The sequence below is a fragment of the Paraburkholderia sp. RL17-337-BIB-A genome (genome assembly GCF_046025895.1).
Taxonomy (GTDB): domain Bacteria; phylum Pseudomonadota; class Gammaproteobacteria; order Burkholderiales; family Burkholderiaceae; genus Paraburkholderia; species Paraburkholderia fungorum_C.
Map to the genome: position 1 here is coordinate 1,506,314 of NZ_JARESY010000002.1, position 16,823 is coordinate 1,523,136.

Sequence of the window (16,823 nt, forward strand, 5' to 3'; positions counted from 1 at the left end):
ATTCACTCCCTGGGTGAGGGTTGTAGACTAACGACGTTTTTTTAGCACTTCTGGATTCACAACATGCGTTGGGTGGCCATTTGCAAAGGCAACAATCTGATCAAAAATATCGGTAAACTGGATTTCAAATTCATCACGCGATACATAGCCGAGATGCGGCGTACAAACAACATTATCCATGTTGAGTAAAGGATGTTTAATGTCCAGCACCGGCTCATCTTCGAACACATCCACGGCAGCCATTCCTGGGCGCCCTGCTTGCAGAGCCTGTACCAATGCGCCTGGTACTATAAGTGCTGCCCGGCTGGTGTTGACGATCAGTGCGGTCGTCTTCATGTGGGCGAGATCCTCAGCGGTGACGATGCCGCGCGTTGCATCGTACAATCGCATATGCAGAGAAATGACATCAGATGTTTCAAAAAAAGCCTGCTTATTCTCAGCAATTTCGTAGCCATCCTCTATTGCTTTCTTGAGCGATTCTGCGCGCGCCCATATCAACACTTTCATACCAAAGGCTTTGCCATATCCAGCAACCACGCGCCCGATCCGGCCATAACCGTAAACACCTAAGGTCTTCTCACGCAAAGTACTACCAGCACCAATTTGCCACTTCCCTGTCTGGAGAGCCGACATTTGCTGGGGAATCTGGCGCACACCAGCAAGCACCAGGCCCCACGTCATTTCTGCTGCAGCATAGTTGGGGGTATCAGCGTGCTGACTAGATGAGACGATCACGCCGAGTCGTGTGCAGGCAATAATGTCGATGTGTGGATAAACGCTACGTTGGCTGATCAGTTTGAGATTAGGGAGGCGCTCTAATAACGCAGCCTGAATTTTGGTGCGCTCGCGATTCAATACTAGTACTTCGGTCTCTTGTAATCGTTCAGCTAGCACATCAACATTTTGTACATGATCGTTCCAGATCGTGACGTCGTGGCCTATCAATTTGTCGAAACAAGGTAGCGTGCGTATGGTGTCGTGATAGTCATCAAGTATCGCAATTTTCATTTGTCGTCTCTTTATAAGAAAAGCGGACCCAGTAGTAAAACAGTTTTTAACTGAGTTAAAACTGCGTCCATTTTTATCAGGCTACCTCGCGCGTTTCAATTGCTGCGATTTTTCGACAATGGGTTTCCGGCATCCGTAGATAGACGAGAAGCGACACCGCCGCCCACGCGGTAACGTACCAATAAAAGTACTGTTCGTGACCGTTCGCCTTGAAGCGCAACGCGACGAACTCCGTCGTGCCACCTAGAATCGCGGTGGTCAGCGCGTAAGGCAAGCCGACTGCGAGTGCACGGATTCGCGCCGGAAACAGCTCGGTCTTCGCGAGCATGTGGACCGACGTGAATCCGCTCAGCATCACGAGTCCGGCGAACGACAGCAGGAACGCAATGAGCGGATCTTTGGTGTGACTGAGCGCCGTAAACAACGGCACTGAGAAGAACGTGCAGCACACGCCGAAACAGATCAGCACCGGGCGCCGGCCAAACACATCCGACGCGAGGCCGAACAGCGGCTGCAGCGGCATATACAGCAGCAGCGCGCCGGCGGAGATAAGCGTTGATGTTTCCTTGCTGAGCCCGACCGAATTGACCAGGTACTTCTGCATGTACACCGTGTAGGTATAGAAGCCGACAGTGCCGCCAACCGTGATGCCGATGGCAAGCGCGAGCTGCCGCCAGTGCTGCAGCATCTGCCGGCCGACCGATGGCCCCGTTTGCCGCGCACTCTGTTTGAACGCTTCGGTTTCAGTGACGTTACGGCGCATGTACAGCGCAAACAGCGCGAGCGCGCCGCCGATCACGAAAGGAATGCGCCAGCCCCAACGCTCGATCTGCTGCGACGTGAACAGCACGTTCTGCATCACCAGCATCAACGCGAGCGCGACCAGTTGCCCGGCCACCACGCTGACCTGCAGAAAGCCAAGATAGAAGCCGCGGCGGTTTGGCGGAGCAATTTCGCTCAAATAGGTCGCACTGGTGCCGTATTCGCCCCCCATGCTCAAGCCTTGTAACAACCGCGCGAGAATCAGCGCAATCGGCGCGAACACGCCGATCGTCGCGTACCCCGGCGTGACGGCGATCATCAAAGAGCCGACGCACATTGCCGTGACGGACCAGGTCAACGCCGATTTACGGCCGCGCCGATCCGCGTAGAGCCCGATCAGCCAACTGCCGAGCGGCCGCGCCACATAGCCGACCGCCGCGATCGCGGCGGTGTTCATCAATTGCACCGTTGGCTTGTCGCTCGGGAAGAACGATTTCGCGAAATAGATCGAGAAGATGCTGTATGCGAGAAAGTCGTACCACTCGATCAGATTGCCAGCCAAGCCGCCGACAATCGAGCGGATGCGCACCGGCGCCGCAGCGCTCTCTGTGCTCCCAGCATGTCGGGCGCTCGCGATGGCGGCTGCATTGATGTCACGCGTGTCGCGTAGGTTAGGGGGCATTTCCATGAAGTCTCCTAGATTTTATTGATGTGATCGAATGATGGTGCTGTTCACTTGTCTTTTGCTGCGTATTCGCGGTCGAGCTGGTCGTACAGCGGCTTGTTGACGAGCCGCTGGCGTTCGCTGAACGGCGCGACGAGCGTCGCGTCTTCATCGAGGCGCCCATTGCTCTTCAGCGTGCCGAGCGCGCGCTGCATGCCGAGCACCGCGCCTTGCAGCGCCGCGTTCGCGTACAGGACGATGCCGTAGCCGAGCTTGGCAAGCGCTTCACGCGATTGCACGGGCGTCTTGCCGCCGATCACGATGTTGATCAATTGCGGCGTGTCGAACAGCGACGGCAAACGTTCGATATCGGCGAGCGATTCGGTCGCTTCGATAAACAGAATGTCGGCGCCGGCTTCGATGAAACGATGGCCGCGCTCGATCGCGTCTTCGATACCATGGACCGCGGCCGAATCGGTGCGCGCCATGATTTGCAGATTGCCGTCTTCACGGGCATCCACAGCGGCGCGGATCTTGCCGACCATCTCGCTCGCGCTGACCACTTCCTTGCCGGAGAAGTGGCCGCATTTCTTCGGCATGATCTGATCTTCAAACTGGATCACGTCGGCGCCGCTGCGCTCCAGCACGCGTACGGTCTGGCGTACATTCAGTGCGTTGCCAAAGCCGGTGTCAGCATCGACGATCAGCGGCAGCGCGACCGCGTCGCGAATCCGCGCGCAATGCTCGGCGACTTCGGCAAGACCGATGAAGCCGAGATCGGGCAGCCCGAGCGACATGTTGGTGACGCCCGCGCCCGTGATGTAGAGCGCTTCGAAGCCGGCGTCTTCAATCACGCGCGCGCTCATTGCGTTGAAGGCGCCCGGCACGAGCAGGCCCTGGCGTTGGTTGACTTTGGCGCGGAACGCCGCGCGGCGAGCAGTGGAAGAGATAGTCATAGCTTGTGTCTCCGGATAATTGCTTGAGGTGGCCGACTTACGCAGGAAGCGTGCCGATCGTGAGCCTCTTTCTGTTTCGTTTGCAAAAACATGGACTTATCGAAAGCAGTGTGCTGAGAGGCGGTCGTGCAAAAATGTTCCACTTGTTCCGCGGAACGTTTCATGATCGTTCCATCGTCTCCGGAGACTCCATCGTGTCAACGCTTGTCTCGAACCCGAACCAGGGCCGCCCGGGCATCGCGCTGGTCAGCATCAGCCGGCTGAGAGCGCTGTGCGAAACCGTCGCGCCCCGCTATGCGGAGCGCGCAAAGTTCTTTTCGGTACGCGAGGGCTACGGCGCTGCCGTGACCGCGCTGCAGGCGTATGTCGATGCTGGCACGGTCGACGTCGTACTCGCCGCCGGCTCAAACGGCGCGTATCTGCGCGACAACCTTAGCGTGCCGGTCGTGATGGTCAAGGTGAACGGCTTCGACGTGCTGAGCGGTATCGCGGTCGGCCCGCTGCTGCGCGAAACGCTCGACACCGACGCGCCGATCGACGAGCGCATCGAGCAGATCGACGGCCGTGCGCTGATCGTGAACTGTGTGCCGATCGTCGAGCATGACTTGCGTTCCGGGTCGGTGGTCACGATGCAAGATGCCAGCACCGCGGAGCGCGTGCTGGAATTTCTGGCGCCGCTGTTCGAACATTACGCGTGGCCCGGCAACGTGCGGGAGCTTGAGAACCTGCTAGCGCGCGGCGATTTATCTGGGCGATGCGGCGAGCTGCGGATGGCAGGATCTGCGGGACGTTTTTTCGGAGTTCGGACGCATGCATGCGCCGCCCGCCCCAGCGGCCAATGGCAAGGTCGTCGGCTCGCCGCCCGCGGCCGTGACTCGCGACGACGTACTACGTGCTCTGGAAAGAAACGGCAACAACCGTGCCGCGGCGAGCCGTGCGCTCGGGATCGGACGTACCGCGCTTTGGAGGCTACTGAAGAAGTGAAGCTGTCCAGGTTCACACGTTGGATACTTGCGCCCCGCCTGCTCAAACCCGGTAGTTGAAACCGCGGGGCCAACGGGAGTGTCTTTCGCCGGCCAGCTTACGAGGCACTGAGTGAATTACCACCGTTGAACCGCCCGAACATGCGCGCCAGCATCATGCCGGTGAGAAGGGCGCCTAGCCCGGCGGCAACAACATGGTCCGTCGAGCGCAGATCAAAATTCCCAACACGTAATACAAGAACATATCCGGCGACGATGTTGAGAAATCCCCACAGCACGTTCACGGTCGAAGAGGAGAGTCCTTGCCCCGGCGGTCTGGCAAAGGGACTCTGAAACGGTCTCCCCATTATTCCGCTGACCAGGTGCGGGAGGGCGTTCATAAGAAAAGCGCCGCCGAAGAAGTAAGACACGTAGTGAATCCATTCCATTGTCAATCTCTCCTTTTAAGGACATCAATGATTTCCTGGGTCGTGCCGGTCTGACCCAGCCTCGGGAAGATTCGGGCGATGCTGTTGACGTAGGCTTCAGCGCTCAGATCGGTCATGGAGTCCACGGCAATGGTTACGCTGAACCCACGCGCGTATGCCCCTCGCAATGACAGGCCGCGCAAGCCGCTCAGTGCATCGTATCTGCTTCGACTCGCGCTATTGCGTCAGTGTCGCCCACCGCCGGCTGCACGACGAGCGACATGTTCTCGCGGTACCGCTCAAACGCCTCATCCGCGTAACAGATCTTCGTCCGCCCATGCGGCGCCGGCTCGCCGTTCTCGTTGAGATTGACGAATACCATCTTCTCGACAGTCAGAATGCTCTTACGCGTGATCTTGTTGCGAACTTCGCAGCGCAGCGTGATCGACGTGCTGCCGAAGTGCGTCGCAGTCATGCCGAGCTCGATGACGTCGCCTTGACGAGCCGAGCTAACGAAATTGATCTCTGACATGAACTTCGTGACAATGCGCTGGTTGTCGAGCTGGCAGATCGCATAGATCGCGGCTTCTTCGTCGATCCAGCGCAGCAGGCTACCGCCGAACAGCGTGCCGTTCGGGTTCAGGTCTTCGGGCTTGACCCATTTTCGGGTATGAAAATTCATCGGTATCTATCCTTGAGAGTGGCGTGGCCTGATATGGAAACGATTCTAGGGTTAACACCTAGTATTGATGCAATATAAGGGTTTTCCCTAGTTCTTGGCAAGGACGACAAAAAACGACGCGTGGTTAGGCAGTGCGCGGTTGCTCCGCGCGCTGCTTTGCCTCGTCCATCGCCACACGCTCGGCTCGCGAAAGCCGACGCAGCCATGGCCTGTGTCCACTGACGTCCGAATGCGAACCAGCTTGGTGCCTAACACGTACCAGCCCAGGTCGGCGTCTCAAACGGTCGAGAATGAATCTTTTTCGCATGCGAACTGTGTCGATTATCGATGGCAGGTGCTCCTCGCGCGGCAACACTGCGACGGTATCGGGCTGCCCGACGCGGATCTGAAAAATTCGTCGCCGACGCCGCTAATCTGTGACGCCCGACCGTTATTCACAGAATGATATGGAAATCGATATAACGCGTGCATTGCATGTATGTCGGACGAAACTGATCCTGCTGGCAGTGCTGCCTGACGCAGTGGCCGATCAGACCGTAGGTCGTCAGGCATGCGAAATAACCCTGATAGAAAAGACCTGCATCGACCGGATGCTGGCCGTCAGAAGAAGGGTTGTTCATCGACTCGGAATTGCCACCTATATGTTCAACGGTCTAGTGTCTTGAGTTAAAAATTCATTAAATGATGCCGATCACGCATAACGTGTTCTGTGTAGCACTTGATACGCGGAGGCAACGATGAGTGGAAGGCCCAAAGGGGAACTCGTGCTGAGCGAATCGGAGCGCGAAGACCTGCAAGCGCTGACTATGCGACGCAAGACTGCTCAGGCCCTGGCATTGCGGGCGCGCATCGTGTTGGCCTGTGCCGATGGCATGGACAACAAGACAGTCGCGGCGAAACAGCGGGTCACTCAGCAAACGGTTTCGAAGTGGCGGGCGCGGTTCGTGATCCATCGTGTGGACGGACTGCTCGATGCACCACGGCCCGGCGCACCGAGGACGATTGATGACGCGTGCGTCGATGCGGTCATCGCCAGGACGCTCGAGTCCGTGCCTGTCGGCGCGACTCACTGGAGCACGCGCACGATGGCTCGCGAAATGAAATTGTCGCAGACGGCGGTCACGCGGATCTGGCGTGCCTTTGGTTTGCAGCCGCATCGGCAGGAAACGTTCAAGCTTTCCAGCGATCCGATGTTCGTCGACAAGGTCCGAGATATCGTCGGGCTTTACCTGGACCCGCCGCTCAAGGCCATGGTGCTGTGCATGGACGAGAAAAGCCATGATCAGTCGTGAACTCGCCTGGGGAATCAGTATCCACATGACGTTCGTCGTCCCTGCTGTCCTGTTAGCGTTGATGGATTTGCTGATGGCGCGGACGCGGAAGCACTCGGCGACAGCCTGGCCCCGCTGGACGGGACGGGCACGGCCGACGCATTTCCTTTCGGGACCCCAGGCGCATCGCAATGACGAGCGCCGCAACGGACAACAGTGACACGAGCAGCACCGACCACTCAACCGGGAGATAGTCGCCGTCGACCGCCCAGATCGTCGCGGCAGAAATTGGCGAGACACCCTTGTGATAGATCGTGACGCTCATCCACGTTGCCTTTTATGCTGTTATTCACTTCGTACCAGTTCTGCGACCGGTTGACGACGTCAGCGACCAGAAGCGTTGCCGGCGAGCCGGGCCAGGTTCGTCTGCCGACGCGTGCAGGATCTGTGCTCGCCTGAGCAGACGGTGCCTTGCGACCGGTCACGCTGCCGGCCACTCGTCACCTGACGTTTAGGAACCGGAGTCAATCGGTTTCATGCCGTCATTGGCTCCAGCGCGGACTGCTGCGGGAGCGCCGGAGGCCGACGAACTGACCACGCCACCGTAGCTGCTCGCCCCACTTTTTTTTGCCACCACCCGAGCTTCGGCAGCCTGGATATCTTCGGGGTAGTTGACATTTTCGCCGCGGGGGGTAAAGCCGGCCCTTTCAAGCTCGACGAGTTCGGCGCGCACCTGCGCACGCGTCACCGGCCCGTTCGATTGTTGAGCGAACGATACTGCCGGCGCGGCCAAGGCCGACGCGAGCGCGACGGCGGAAAAAAGAGTTCTGACATTCATGGTGAAGCTTTCCTGTATGAGGTACGGGGCACGAAATGGAAAAATATGGGGGTTTGGTATTGTCAAGTCGTCGAACGACATGCGTTCGAGCTCGCAGAAAAAACGCATACCTAATTTAAGCAGCAAGTCGCTCCAGTACCGGAGCGTCCGTAATGTCTTCCCAAAGCTTCAAACGCCTAAGAGCGAAGCGCCGCTTCTGTTTTCTGTCGGTGTGGTAACGGCAATACCTGAAGAGATTGCCCACTCGATCATGGACCGAAGCGAAACGTTGCAGGCAACGCGCGGATTTGAAGCCGCGCATCACCATTTTGGTTAATTGTCAGAAAGCTTCGCCGACAGCGACTGGACGCGCGCCGGGTCGGCACCCAGTGCTCGCTCAAGTCGCGCTCCAAGATCCGAATCGGCCTTGTTGAAATACGACAGCATGGTGTACCTGTTCTTGTCGTTCGTCACATGGCGCAGATCGCCAGACAGCGCTGTCACGAGGTCGGCCTTTTCGGACGCCGGCAGCGCACGATAGTACATTCCCGCCTGCTTGAAGTCCTGCTGCTTGTGAATCGCGATCTGCTGGGTGGTGCCGGCAAGCGGTGTCTGCGTGTATTTATATTTCGGGTCCTGAGAAATCTCATTGATTCCGGACGGTTCGTAGTTAACTTCGCCTGTGCGATGACCTGAATTCATAGGGCCGTCCTGGTTGTTATTTTGGACAGTGATGAGCGGTCGATTGATTGGCAGCGAGTTGTAGTTCGCGCCCAGACGATACATCTGCGTGTCGGCATAAGCAAACAGGCGACCCTGGAGCATGCGGTCTTCTGAGGCCTCGATGCCAGGTACCAGACGAGACGGGGCAAAGGCGGATTCTTCCGTACTTTCGAAGTAATTGTCTGGAACGCGATTCAGCGTCATGGTGCCGACCTTCATCTCCGGCACGTTCAACCATTCCTTTGTGTCGTCCAGGGCATCGTAGTCAAACTTGTCGAGGTCAGATGGACTGAGCACCTGAATGTACAGATCCCACTTCGGATTGTCGCCTTTGCGGATTGCGCCATACAGATCATTGGTCATCATGTTCCAGTCGTTGCCGATCGACGCCGGAATCTCCTGCGGACGCAGATTCTTGAGACCCTGGTCGCTGCGCCAGTGGAACTTGACGTAGTGCACCTCGCCCTTGGCATTGATCATCTTGAACGCGTGTACTCCCCATCCGTCCATATGCCGATACGAATCAGGCATGCCCTCATTAGCGTACATGTGCGTCAACATGTTCGTCGATTCCGGAGTATGAGCAAAGAAGTCGTACGCCAGATTAGCGTCCTGAACACCAGTTACCGCGCCAGGCTTGTTTGCATGAACGAAATCAGGAAACTTGATTGCGTCGCGTATGAAAAAGATCGGCTTGTTGATCCCAACGATGTCCCAGTTCCCCTGTGCGGTGTAGAACTTCGTAGCGAAACCACGCGGGTCACGCGCTTGTTCGGGCGAACCTCTGTAACCCATTACGGTCGAGAACCGAACGAAGACCGGCGTTTTCGTGCCGGGAGTGAACACCTTCGCCACCGTCAGATTCGATATATCGGCGGTGGGTACGAACTCACCGAATGCGCCAGTGCCTCGAGCGTGAACGACACGCTCGGGGATGCGTTCGCGGTCGAAACGCTGGAGCTTCTCGATAAGGTGCGAGTCCTGGAGGACCACAGGGCCCTGCGGACCAGCGGTTTGCGAATTCTCGTTATCGCCAACGGGCGAGCCGTTATCGCGCGTCATGTCTTGTGCATTGGCGAAGTGCAGCGACGCAACGCCGACCGCCACCGAGATGACGGTTTGCTTGAGGATTCGGTGTATGACTGCCATTTCTACTCCTGAACGGTGGCGGTTGATAGAGACCAATATGTCTGCTGGGACGAATCCTACAAGCAACGACGAAGATCACTCCAATACCGGTTTTCAATTAAATCAATAGACGTACGGTCTGCTATCCATAAGTAACGGGTCATTGAAGGTTCGACGCAACCTCACCCATTGAGGTTTGGTGTGGGACGTGCGTGACTGTCGCGTCTATATGGGCGACGTGGTGACCTCCGATGGCGCATTTTCAGCCATGATTGGCAGAAATCGACGGCTTTCCAGAATCACCATATTCTCCGATGCGAGTTATGATCCAACGGGGATTGCAGTGCTCTATTGAAAAGTCGATGACCGCTTGCTGATAATAGGCGAGGTCAAACTGAATCGTATAAGACGGAAGCAACTTTCACTGTCAGTGAGTGCGTTCGCGGAAGAAGAAAAAAAGTGGGAACGCCAGATATCCTTGACGGCGCGATCTATGCGAACGTGCAACGAAAATCAAGCGATTGCGTCACGTCATCATACGGAAAATCAACTAGTAATACACCCATTGTGGAGGAGATAAGTACCATTCATATCTCGTCAATGAGTGGCAATCGCACCTATAGAAATTTTTGTTTTGCGTTGACCTATCTAATAGATAAGAATCTCATTTCCGTTAGCAATCGTCTTTAAGAGTGAGGAAGATGAAGAAGTTTGCATTATTGGCAGCATCGATTTCTGCTCTTGCATCATCGCACGCTGGGCAATCCGAAAGACGCCGGGTGAGGTCTACCGAGAACTGGAACAGGCCAACCAGCAAGGTCGGCGTTTTGTAACCGAGACGTCTTACCCAGATGTCGTTCCGCAGTTCGCCCCACTGGTTGCTCAACTCGAATAGCACGCTCAACCCACGGCCCAAGAAGGTAAATCCGTTCCGATCGGTTCTTCCATGCCGGATTAAGCACACTAACACTTAATGGGGGCGCAGGCGTATATAGAACCACACCCGCCCTGAATGATTCAGACAAGGTAATGTGATGAAGACAGTCCAAACGAAAGCAACTTTTGCAGTATCAGGAAAAGATGAACTCCGCGGCGCGACTCGCAGGTTCGGCCGTACTGCGGCAAACACCGTCAGCCTGGTGGCTGCGGCGGCAGTTGTAGTGTTGTTTGCGGGGTGCTCGACGCTGACAACGAAACCATCGAGCGGATGCGTTGGGCCGAAAAGCTTTTGCAGTATGTATTTTGGGCATTGAGTCATCGTCCGCCACAGGGAAATCTACATTCCTTCAGGATGAGCGTTAGCCGGTCAGACGACCGATCCAGACTGGTCGTGCACCCTTGAATTCGGGGCCTTCTTCGAGGAATAAGACGATTGTTGTTACGAGAGCGTCCAATTACTTTCCCGCAGTCTGTAGTACGGCGTCATCGGAGTCACCGTTAGCAACGTATGTGGCGGCAACTTCGCTTCCGTGGACATCGACATACTGATTGGGACGTGAACCCGATTCGATCCGACGACCCCTGCGACGGAAATGCGATGTCGTGTGCGAGGCGTAGTGCCTCAGGCCTGGCTCATAACAGCCTCGGGGCAGCGAGGTTGCAAGTGGTCGGTACGCTGATGATCGCAAGATTCGTCTCCATGCAGGAAGCCAGGGGTTGAAGTTCGCCGCCGCACCACTCGAAAGCATGTGAAGTGTTACGACGTCGACATCATGGATGTGTAGCGCGCCGAGTCATTGGTTCAGAATCGTATTCACGAGTGTGTCTCGCGAGCGGCGCGTTGCCCAGAGCCAAAAGCATCGTGCTGGCAACCGGAGCGGGCGCGACATCAATGTATCTTGGTTACAACGTATCGGTGCAACCCAATAGCGGATTCTTGGAGCGCATCATGTCGGACCGTATATTTTGGCCGACCACGAGTCACGGTTTTGCGGTGCCATGCTCCAATTCTCGGAGCATGCAGATCGGAGTCGGTTCAACAAAGGGTAATGCAAGATTTCGATGCAACCGCCAACTCTGAATGATTGACAAAGTGAGCTGACAAAGACGGATATCCAGTGACCGAGTTGTTCGAGTGGTGGGTTGCTATACCAACTTCATAGAGCGGAGGGATTGGTGGACAAGCCTGTAGAGAGAAGCACAAATGTTGGAGGGACGCGGTCGCCTAAGTACCGCGATCCTCGGACGGGCAAGACCTGGTGCGGAAGGGGGCGCAGCCCTCGGTGGATTCAAGGCGAGGACCGCACGCCTTTTCTCATCAAGAAGGCGCGATAGGCATATCGCGTTTGACGGGTCACGCGTCGTCACTACGCATTCTTAAGCAGGAAATCACAGCTTGCGTCGACGGCTGATCAAGATATAAGGAAACGACTCAGGTGCTTGCGGCACACGCTTCGGAATAGCCGGCGTTGATACCGCTAATACGCAGATTCGATTGGAAATAGCGGCCTGGCTCAACTATATTAGCCTGGCTGCACAACTTGTCATGAGGACCTCGTTGTTGTGCTATCCAGCCAATGTTAAATGTTGTTGAAATGGCATGAGCGGTGCAAGCCCGGCCATCAATTCATTTTTCATTCGCTCTTCAATTGAACATATTCGAAAGGGTGCTTGAAGAAAATGCTAGACAAGGTATTTGAGGTCGCGGTGGGGCGATGGGTTGACCGGGCAAAACAGGTAGCTGATCTCCCAATTGAGCTAACGCTCTGGTCGGGGCAGGCGTACAAATTGGGTAACTTCGACAAGCCGGCGGTTCGCCTCCGAGTAGCAGACTCCAGTGTCGTTCCGGCGTTGCTGAACCCGTCACTTGATACACTGGGCGAAGCGTACGTGCAGCAGAAGCTTGATGTAGAGGGCGAACTCACGGACGTCATCGATGTGGCTTATAAGCTAGCTCGGGTGGAAGGGGACCAACCGGGGTTTGCGGCTCGTCTTGCGAAACGGGTTGCTCACTCAAAAAAGGAGGATGAGGAGGCGATTCAATACCACTACGATGTCTCCAACGAGTTCTACCAGTTGTGGCTTGATAAACGGATGGTGTACTCATGTGCCTACTTTGAGCGTGGTGATGAGACACTCGAGCAGGCTCAACTGAAGAAGATCGATCACATCCTCAACAAGATCCGGATAGTGCCCGGAAACACGCTTCTCGATATCGGTTGTGGCTGGGGAGCCCTTGTGATTCGGGCCGCGGAGCGCTTCGGCATTAAATGTGTCGGTATCACGTTATCAGAACGCCAATTTGAATTGGCGAGGGAGCGGGTCGCTGCGGCAGGTCTCTGTCACCTTGTTGATATCCGTTTGCAGGATTATCGCGATGTAACCGGCACGTTCGATCGTATTACTAGCGTTGGCATGTTTGAGCACGTTGGTCTTGCCAACCTGCCACGCTACTTTAGTAAGCTACAGAGACTTCTGGTGGATGATGGCGTTGCGTTGAACCACGGCATCACGTCCACCGACGCTGAGAGCGGTGACACGCCGTTTGGCGGCGGAACCTTCATTGATAAATACGTCTTCCCGGCGGGCGAACTTCCTCACATTTCGATGGCGCTGAAATGCATGCAAGAGGGCGGGTTGGAGGTGCTGGACGTTGAAAATCTCAGGCGTCACTATATGAAGACGCTGCAGATGTGGACATCTGAGTATGAGCGCAACGGGTCGCAGATCCGAGAAATGCTGGGTGAGAAAAAGTATCGTATTTGGCGTGTGTATTTGGCTGGTTGTGCTCACGCATTTTCAGTCGATAATGTTGCGATCTTCCAGGTTTTGTGTCAGAAATCCGGGCAGCCGGCCGTTTCTATACCAAATTCGAGAAAGTACATGTATGCTGCGCCGTTGTGAACGGGAACAATTACGATAGCAGTCTAGTTGTGAGTCCTCGTCATATCGTAGTGCTAGTGATTTTGCATGGATCGGTGTGCGAACCACTACTCACACGAAGCAAGCAGCGTGAACGTATTTTGGGGCGGGCAGGCCGGCCTGCGCGAGATTCGAATCGGGAGAATCTGTGTTAGTAGTCCGCTTTGATCCGCGCTCAAACGACCTTTTCTGCGGGCGTCGCTGTATGGAAAACTGCTGGGCGAACACTTTGCCGCAAGGCCCCGCTTTACAGGACTGGCCCAAAAACCGTCTTATTTCTGAGCAAAGACGTCTCCTCTGCGCTTTCTCGTCCTCGTCAAGGTAACGTGACAGCGCCGACGAACGCTTTGCCACATCGCATGGCTGGACTATTACGATCTCAGGCGATAAAAATATCTAATACGGATAACTACTCATAAGTAAAAGAGTAGCCCGCGCCTGTCAACTGTACAGAGACCGAGGCTGCCCTCGCGTTCAAAACGGTGTTTGTATCCTTGGCGACACGGATCGATTCAGGTACCGCGTCGCGTCAAAGGATGCCCACTGCGTTATTTCCCATTGGTCTGCAGCGTCAGGCTATTGCGAACTTCTCGCACACCGGCCATGTCTCTTGTCGCGTCCGTCGCAAGATCGATCTGGTGGGTGTCGGGCACCGTACCCAATAGCGTGACGATGCCGTCCTCGGCTACGACGTTTATCCCGTCGACGTTGAGTCCGCGTGTACGCGAAAGTTGGCGAATGACGACTTTCCTGAGTACCCGGTTGGGGGCCTTCGCGGCTTTGGCATTTGATGCCTCGACGGTCTGCGACGACGCTTGCGAACCGGCAGCCTGGATTTGTGCGAGCGCGATTGTCGCACTGTCTGTCCCGCTAAGGCCGATATAAAGTGAAACGGAAAGGAGGGCTGAGCGAACGGCTTTCAACTTGAATATCCGTGATAGTGGCGATAGAGCGGCCAGACGGATGGCCTTTGGTATCGAGTGCGTCGCCGCGGGAGGCGCACGCCTAGTGTTCCGATCTGTTGTTAACTAATCTATATTCACATAGCATGCTCGTATCAACGGAACGGGAGATACCCAGCGTGCACATGGGACGACCAAAGGCCGAACTGGTGTTGAGTAAAGATGAGCGCGCGCAACTGACTTCGATAGTGCGTTCGCGCTCGATTTCGGCGGCGCTGGTGATGCGTGCGCGCATCGTGCTCGCTGCTGCGGCGGGGAGCCCAACAGCGCAAATGCCCAGCGTCTTCAGTTCACGCGCGTCACGGTGGGCAAGTGGCGTATCCGGTTCCTGGAGTATCGCATCAACGGGCTGTATGACGAAGTACGTCCTGGCAAGCCGCGCACGATTGACGATGAGCGGCTGGCTCAACTGATTCACAAGACCCTGCACACCAAGCCAGCGGATGGCTCCACGCACTGGAGCGTGCGCACGATCGCCGCCGAAACGGCTATTTCGCCGAGCAGTGTGCACCGTTACTTCAAGCTGCTCGGTCCGCAACAACCGCATCGCAACGAAAGCTTCGAACTCTCTATCAATGCATTCTCGGTCAGAAAACAGCGTGACGTGGTCGGTCTGTACTTGAGCCCACCGGAGAACACACTGGTACTGTGCATGGACGAGAAGAGTCAGTGTTAGGCGCTCGAACGCACGCAGCCCATGCTGCCGATGGGCTTCGGCTATGTCGAAGGCGTCACGCACGACTACGTTCGTCATGGCACCACCACGCTGTTCGCCGCCCTGAACGTACTCAATAGCGCAGTACTCGCCACCTGCAAGCCGCGTCATCGACATCAGGGGTTCCTGTCGTTTCTGCGCGAAATCGACAAGGCCGTACCGGCTGAAATCGACGTGCACTGCGTCGTGGACAACTACAGCAGTCACAGGCATCCCAAGGTCAAGACGTGGCTGGCCGCAAAGGCCCGCTGGCATATGCATTTAATTCCTACCTAAAGTTTGTGGCTTAACCAGGTCCAACGCTTCTTTGCGCTGATCACCGACAAGGCCATTCGCAGGGGCTCGTTTCGCTCGGTCAAACAACTGATTACGCGTATCGATCAGTTCGTTTCCCACTACAACGAAAACTGCAAACCATTCACGTGGACCGTTTCCTCTGATTCCGTGCTCGAAAAGCTTCACAGACTTTGTTCGCGAATCAGCGGAACGGAGCCCTAGAATGAATGCCGAATTCCCACCGTGGCGCCCATCGTCGTGCCATGTGTGCCGAATAGCGCGCCGTTGACGGACAGGCCCGTGTTCATCGCGCCGTGATTATTCACTGAGGCGACCTGCGCATAGAGCGTGGTCCTCTTTGAGAGGTAATAGCTCGCTCCCAGCGCGGCCAGAAGCGAATGATTGGTCGTGTTGTTGCGGTCGCTGGTCACCCACACGCCGCCGTCGAGATCGAGCGTCGGCGCGACGTACCAGGATAGGCCGCCGCCGTAGACATTGTTGTTGAAAGAGCCGGCGACCTTGTAGTTGACGAACGACATCTTTGCCGTCAACGCGCCGAACTTGAACGCGGCGCCGATCGTGCGGCCTTCGGCTGAGAGGTTGGACGGAGTGGGCGTCGGGTTTGCGCTGCCGCTGTTGCCGTCGAAGATCGCCGCATTGATCATCAGGCCGCCGTACTCGTACTTGATACTGGCGGAGTATTGGCGGCCTGCCTGAAAATCCCCGGGCTTGCCACCGAATGAATACAGGAGGCTGGCCTGCAGGCCCCATAGCTCCGGGCTCGTGTAGGATACCGAACTGGCGCTGAAAATACTCGTGCCAAGGAAATTGTCGACGAGATTGACGCCGCCGCTGCCGAAAAAGGACATGTTGCGCGGGTCCGACGCGTACAGGGCGAGGAAGAACGGTGAGAACTGAAGGCCCGCCTTCACTTCGCCATAGTTGCTATCCAGTGCAACCCACGCCTCGCAGCCAAAGAGGTTGCCGTTGCAGTGGGCGAGTCCCCCGTTGGCAATGCTGATCCCGCTTTCGAGCTTGAATTTCGCCTGCAGGCCGCCGCCGAGGTCTTCGGCCCCCAGGATCCCAAACTGCGAATACGACGAACCGCCATCGATCATTGAAAACTGCTTTCCGACGTCGCCGCCCGTGGTGGCGTTGAGAGTCTTGCTCGTATAAAGGAGGCCACCGTCAACTAGCCCGAACAGCGTGACATTGCTTTGCGCGTGGGTTAGGCCACAGATCAGCATGCCCGCCGTGCAACCGGCAAGGCGCAATACACACTTCGATTTTTGCAGCATTCGTGTCTCCTCGTGCGTCATGGCCAACGTAATGGTTCGCAGTCCGCGCGTATGGGAACCAGATTTAAAGTTAAATATATAAGTAATACTTAATAATAAAAACTACATCGGGCCGTGTTCGTTGTTGACGGCAGGTCATGCTGGTTTGCGCTCCCAGTGTTTCGCCACGAACGCTGCTACGCAATTCCCGGCGCAATGTCGGTGGTTCGCGAAGGGTCTTGCCACCAATCGAGTTCGGCGCGCATTGCGTCTACCTTGACGGCAATCGCGTCGACGGTGTCAGTTTCGGCTGCCAGTGAATGGCGGATGC

13 protein-coding genes and 4 pseudogenes are annotated in these 16,823 nt (G+C 56.3%); 6 read left to right on the top strand and 11 right to left on the bottom strand.

Annotation, left to right across the window (positions count from 1 at the left end):
* Nucleotides 1-27 precede the first annotated feature (27 nt).
* From P0D84_RS27665 to P0D84_RS27675, 3 genes are all read right to left on the bottom strand, one after another.
* Complete coding sequence (locus P0D84_RS27665; RefSeq protein WP_408341835.1) at nucleotides 28-1,008, bottom strand: D-2-hydroxyacid dehydrogenase family protein; 981 nt, start codon at nucleotides 1,006-1,008, stop codon at nucleotides 28-30.
* Nucleotides 1,009-1,084: 76 nt separating this feature from the next.
* Entirely contained in the window at nucleotides 1,085-2,452 is a 1,368-nt protein-coding gene (locus P0D84_RS27670) for an MFS transporter (RefSeq protein WP_408346045.1), read from the bottom strand.
* Nucleotides 2,453-2,502: 50 nt separating this feature from the next.
* The gene (locus P0D84_RS27675; protein ID WP_408341837.1) at nucleotides 2,503-3,390 is read right to left on the bottom strand and encodes an isocitrate lyase/PEP mutase family protein; all 888 of its coding nucleotides are present in this window, start codon (nucleotides 3,388-3,390) and stop codon (nucleotides 2,503-2,505) included.
* A 134-nt stretch (nucleotides 3,391-3,524) separates the two neighbouring features.
* Between P0D84_RS27675 and P0D84_RS27680 the strand changes: the two are divergent.
* Nucleotides 3,525-3,878, top strand: a pseudogene (locus P0D84_RS27680) (PrpR N-terminal domain-containing protein); the annotation flags it as partial.
* A gap of 593 nt (nucleotides 3,879-4,471) precedes the next feature.
* Here the strand turns inward: P0D84_RS27680 and P0D84_RS27690 are convergent.
* From P0D84_RS27690 to P0D84_RS27705, 4 genes and pseudogenes are all read right to left on the bottom strand, one after another.
* Complete coding sequence (locus tag P0D84_RS27690; protein ID WP_408341839.1) at nucleotides 4,472-4,801, bottom strand: hypothetical protein; 330 nt, start codon at nucleotides 4,799-4,801, stop codon at nucleotides 4,472-4,474.
* A gap of 2 nt (nucleotides 4,802-4,803) precedes the next feature.
* Nucleotides 4,804-4,965: pseudogene (locus tag P0D84_RS27695) on the bottom strand (cysteine hydrolase); the annotation flags it as partial.
* Nucleotides 4,966-4,988: 23 nt separating this feature from the next.
* Nucleotides 4,989-5,462, bottom strand: a complete 474-nt coding sequence (locus P0D84_RS27700) for an acyl-CoA thioesterase (RefSeq protein ID WP_408341841.1) — start codon at nucleotides 5,460-5,462, stop codon at nucleotides 4,989-4,991.
* A gap of 434 nt (nucleotides 5,463-5,896) precedes the next feature.
* Complete coding sequence (locus P0D84_RS27705; RefSeq protein ID WP_408341843.1) at nucleotides 5,897-6,082, bottom strand: hypothetical protein; 186 nt, start codon at nucleotides 6,080-6,082, stop codon at nucleotides 5,897-5,899.
* Nucleotides 6,083-6,199: 117 nt separating this feature from the next.
* Here P0D84_RS27705 and P0D84_RS27710 point away from each other — a divergent pair.
* Nucleotides 6,200-6,751, top strand: a pseudogene (locus P0D84_RS27710) (IS630 family transposase); the annotation flags it as partial.
* The gene (locus tag P0D84_RS27715; protein WP_408341844.1) at nucleotides 6,741-6,953 is read left to right on the top strand and encodes a hypothetical protein; all 213 of its coding nucleotides are present in this window, start codon (nucleotides 6,741-6,743) and stop codon (nucleotides 6,951-6,953) included. The pseudogene P0D84_RS27710 and the gene P0D84_RS27715, both read left to right, overlap by 11 nt.
* 291 nt (nucleotides 6,954-7,244) lie before the next feature.
* Here P0D84_RS27715 and P0D84_RS27720 read toward each other — a convergent pair whose 3' ends face one another.
* Entirely contained in the window at nucleotides 7,245-7,571 is a 327-nt protein-coding gene (locus P0D84_RS27720) for a DUF4148 domain-containing protein (protein WP_408346051.1), read from the bottom strand.
* A gap of 312 nt (nucleotides 7,572-7,883) precedes the next feature.
* Entirely contained in the window at nucleotides 7,884-9,335 is a 1,452-nt protein-coding gene (locus P0D84_RS27725; protein WP_408346054.1) for a catalase, read from the bottom strand.
* A 2,181-nt stretch (nucleotides 9,336-11,516) separates the two neighbouring features.
* Between P0D84_RS27725 and P0D84_RS27730 the strand changes: the two genes are divergently transcribed.
* Together P0D84_RS27730 and P0D84_RS27735 are read left to right on the top strand one after the other, a co-directional pair.
* Nucleotides 11,517-11,675: an H-NS family nucleoid-associated regulatory protein gene (locus tag P0D84_RS27730; RefSeq protein ID WP_408341846.1), complete on the top strand. Its 159-nt coding sequence runs from the start codon at nucleotides 11,517-11,519 to the stop codon at nucleotides 11,673-11,675.
* A gap of 345 nt (nucleotides 11,676-12,020) precedes the next feature.
* On the top strand, nucleotides 12,021-13,244 hold the full coding sequence (locus P0D84_RS27735) for a class I SAM-dependent methyltransferase (protein ID WP_408346057.1): 1,224 nt from the start codon (nucleotides 12,021-12,023) through the stop codon (nucleotides 13,242-13,244).
* 566 nt (nucleotides 13,245-13,810) lie between these two features.
* Here P0D84_RS27735 and P0D84_RS27740 read toward each other — a convergent pair.
* Nucleotides 13,811-14,185: a BON domain-containing protein gene (locus P0D84_RS27740; RefSeq protein ID WP_408341848.1), complete on the bottom strand. Its 375-nt coding sequence runs from the start codon at nucleotides 14,183-14,185 to the stop codon at nucleotides 13,811-13,813.
* 164 nt (nucleotides 14,186-14,349) lie between these two features.
* Between P0D84_RS27740 and P0D84_RS27745 the strand changes: the two are divergent.
* Nucleotides 14,350-15,437, top strand: a pseudogene (locus tag P0D84_RS27745) (IS630 family transposase).
* On the opposite strand, the gene P0D84_RS27750 reads toward P0D84_RS27745, so the two are convergent.
* Nucleotides 15,434-16,513, bottom strand: a complete 1,080-nt coding sequence (locus tag P0D84_RS27750; protein WP_408341850.1) for a porin — start codon at nucleotides 16,511-16,513, stop codon at nucleotides 15,434-15,436. The pseudogene P0D84_RS27745 and the gene P0D84_RS27750 overlap by 4 nt on opposite strands.
* Nucleotides 16,514-16,823 lie beyond the last annotated feature (310 nt).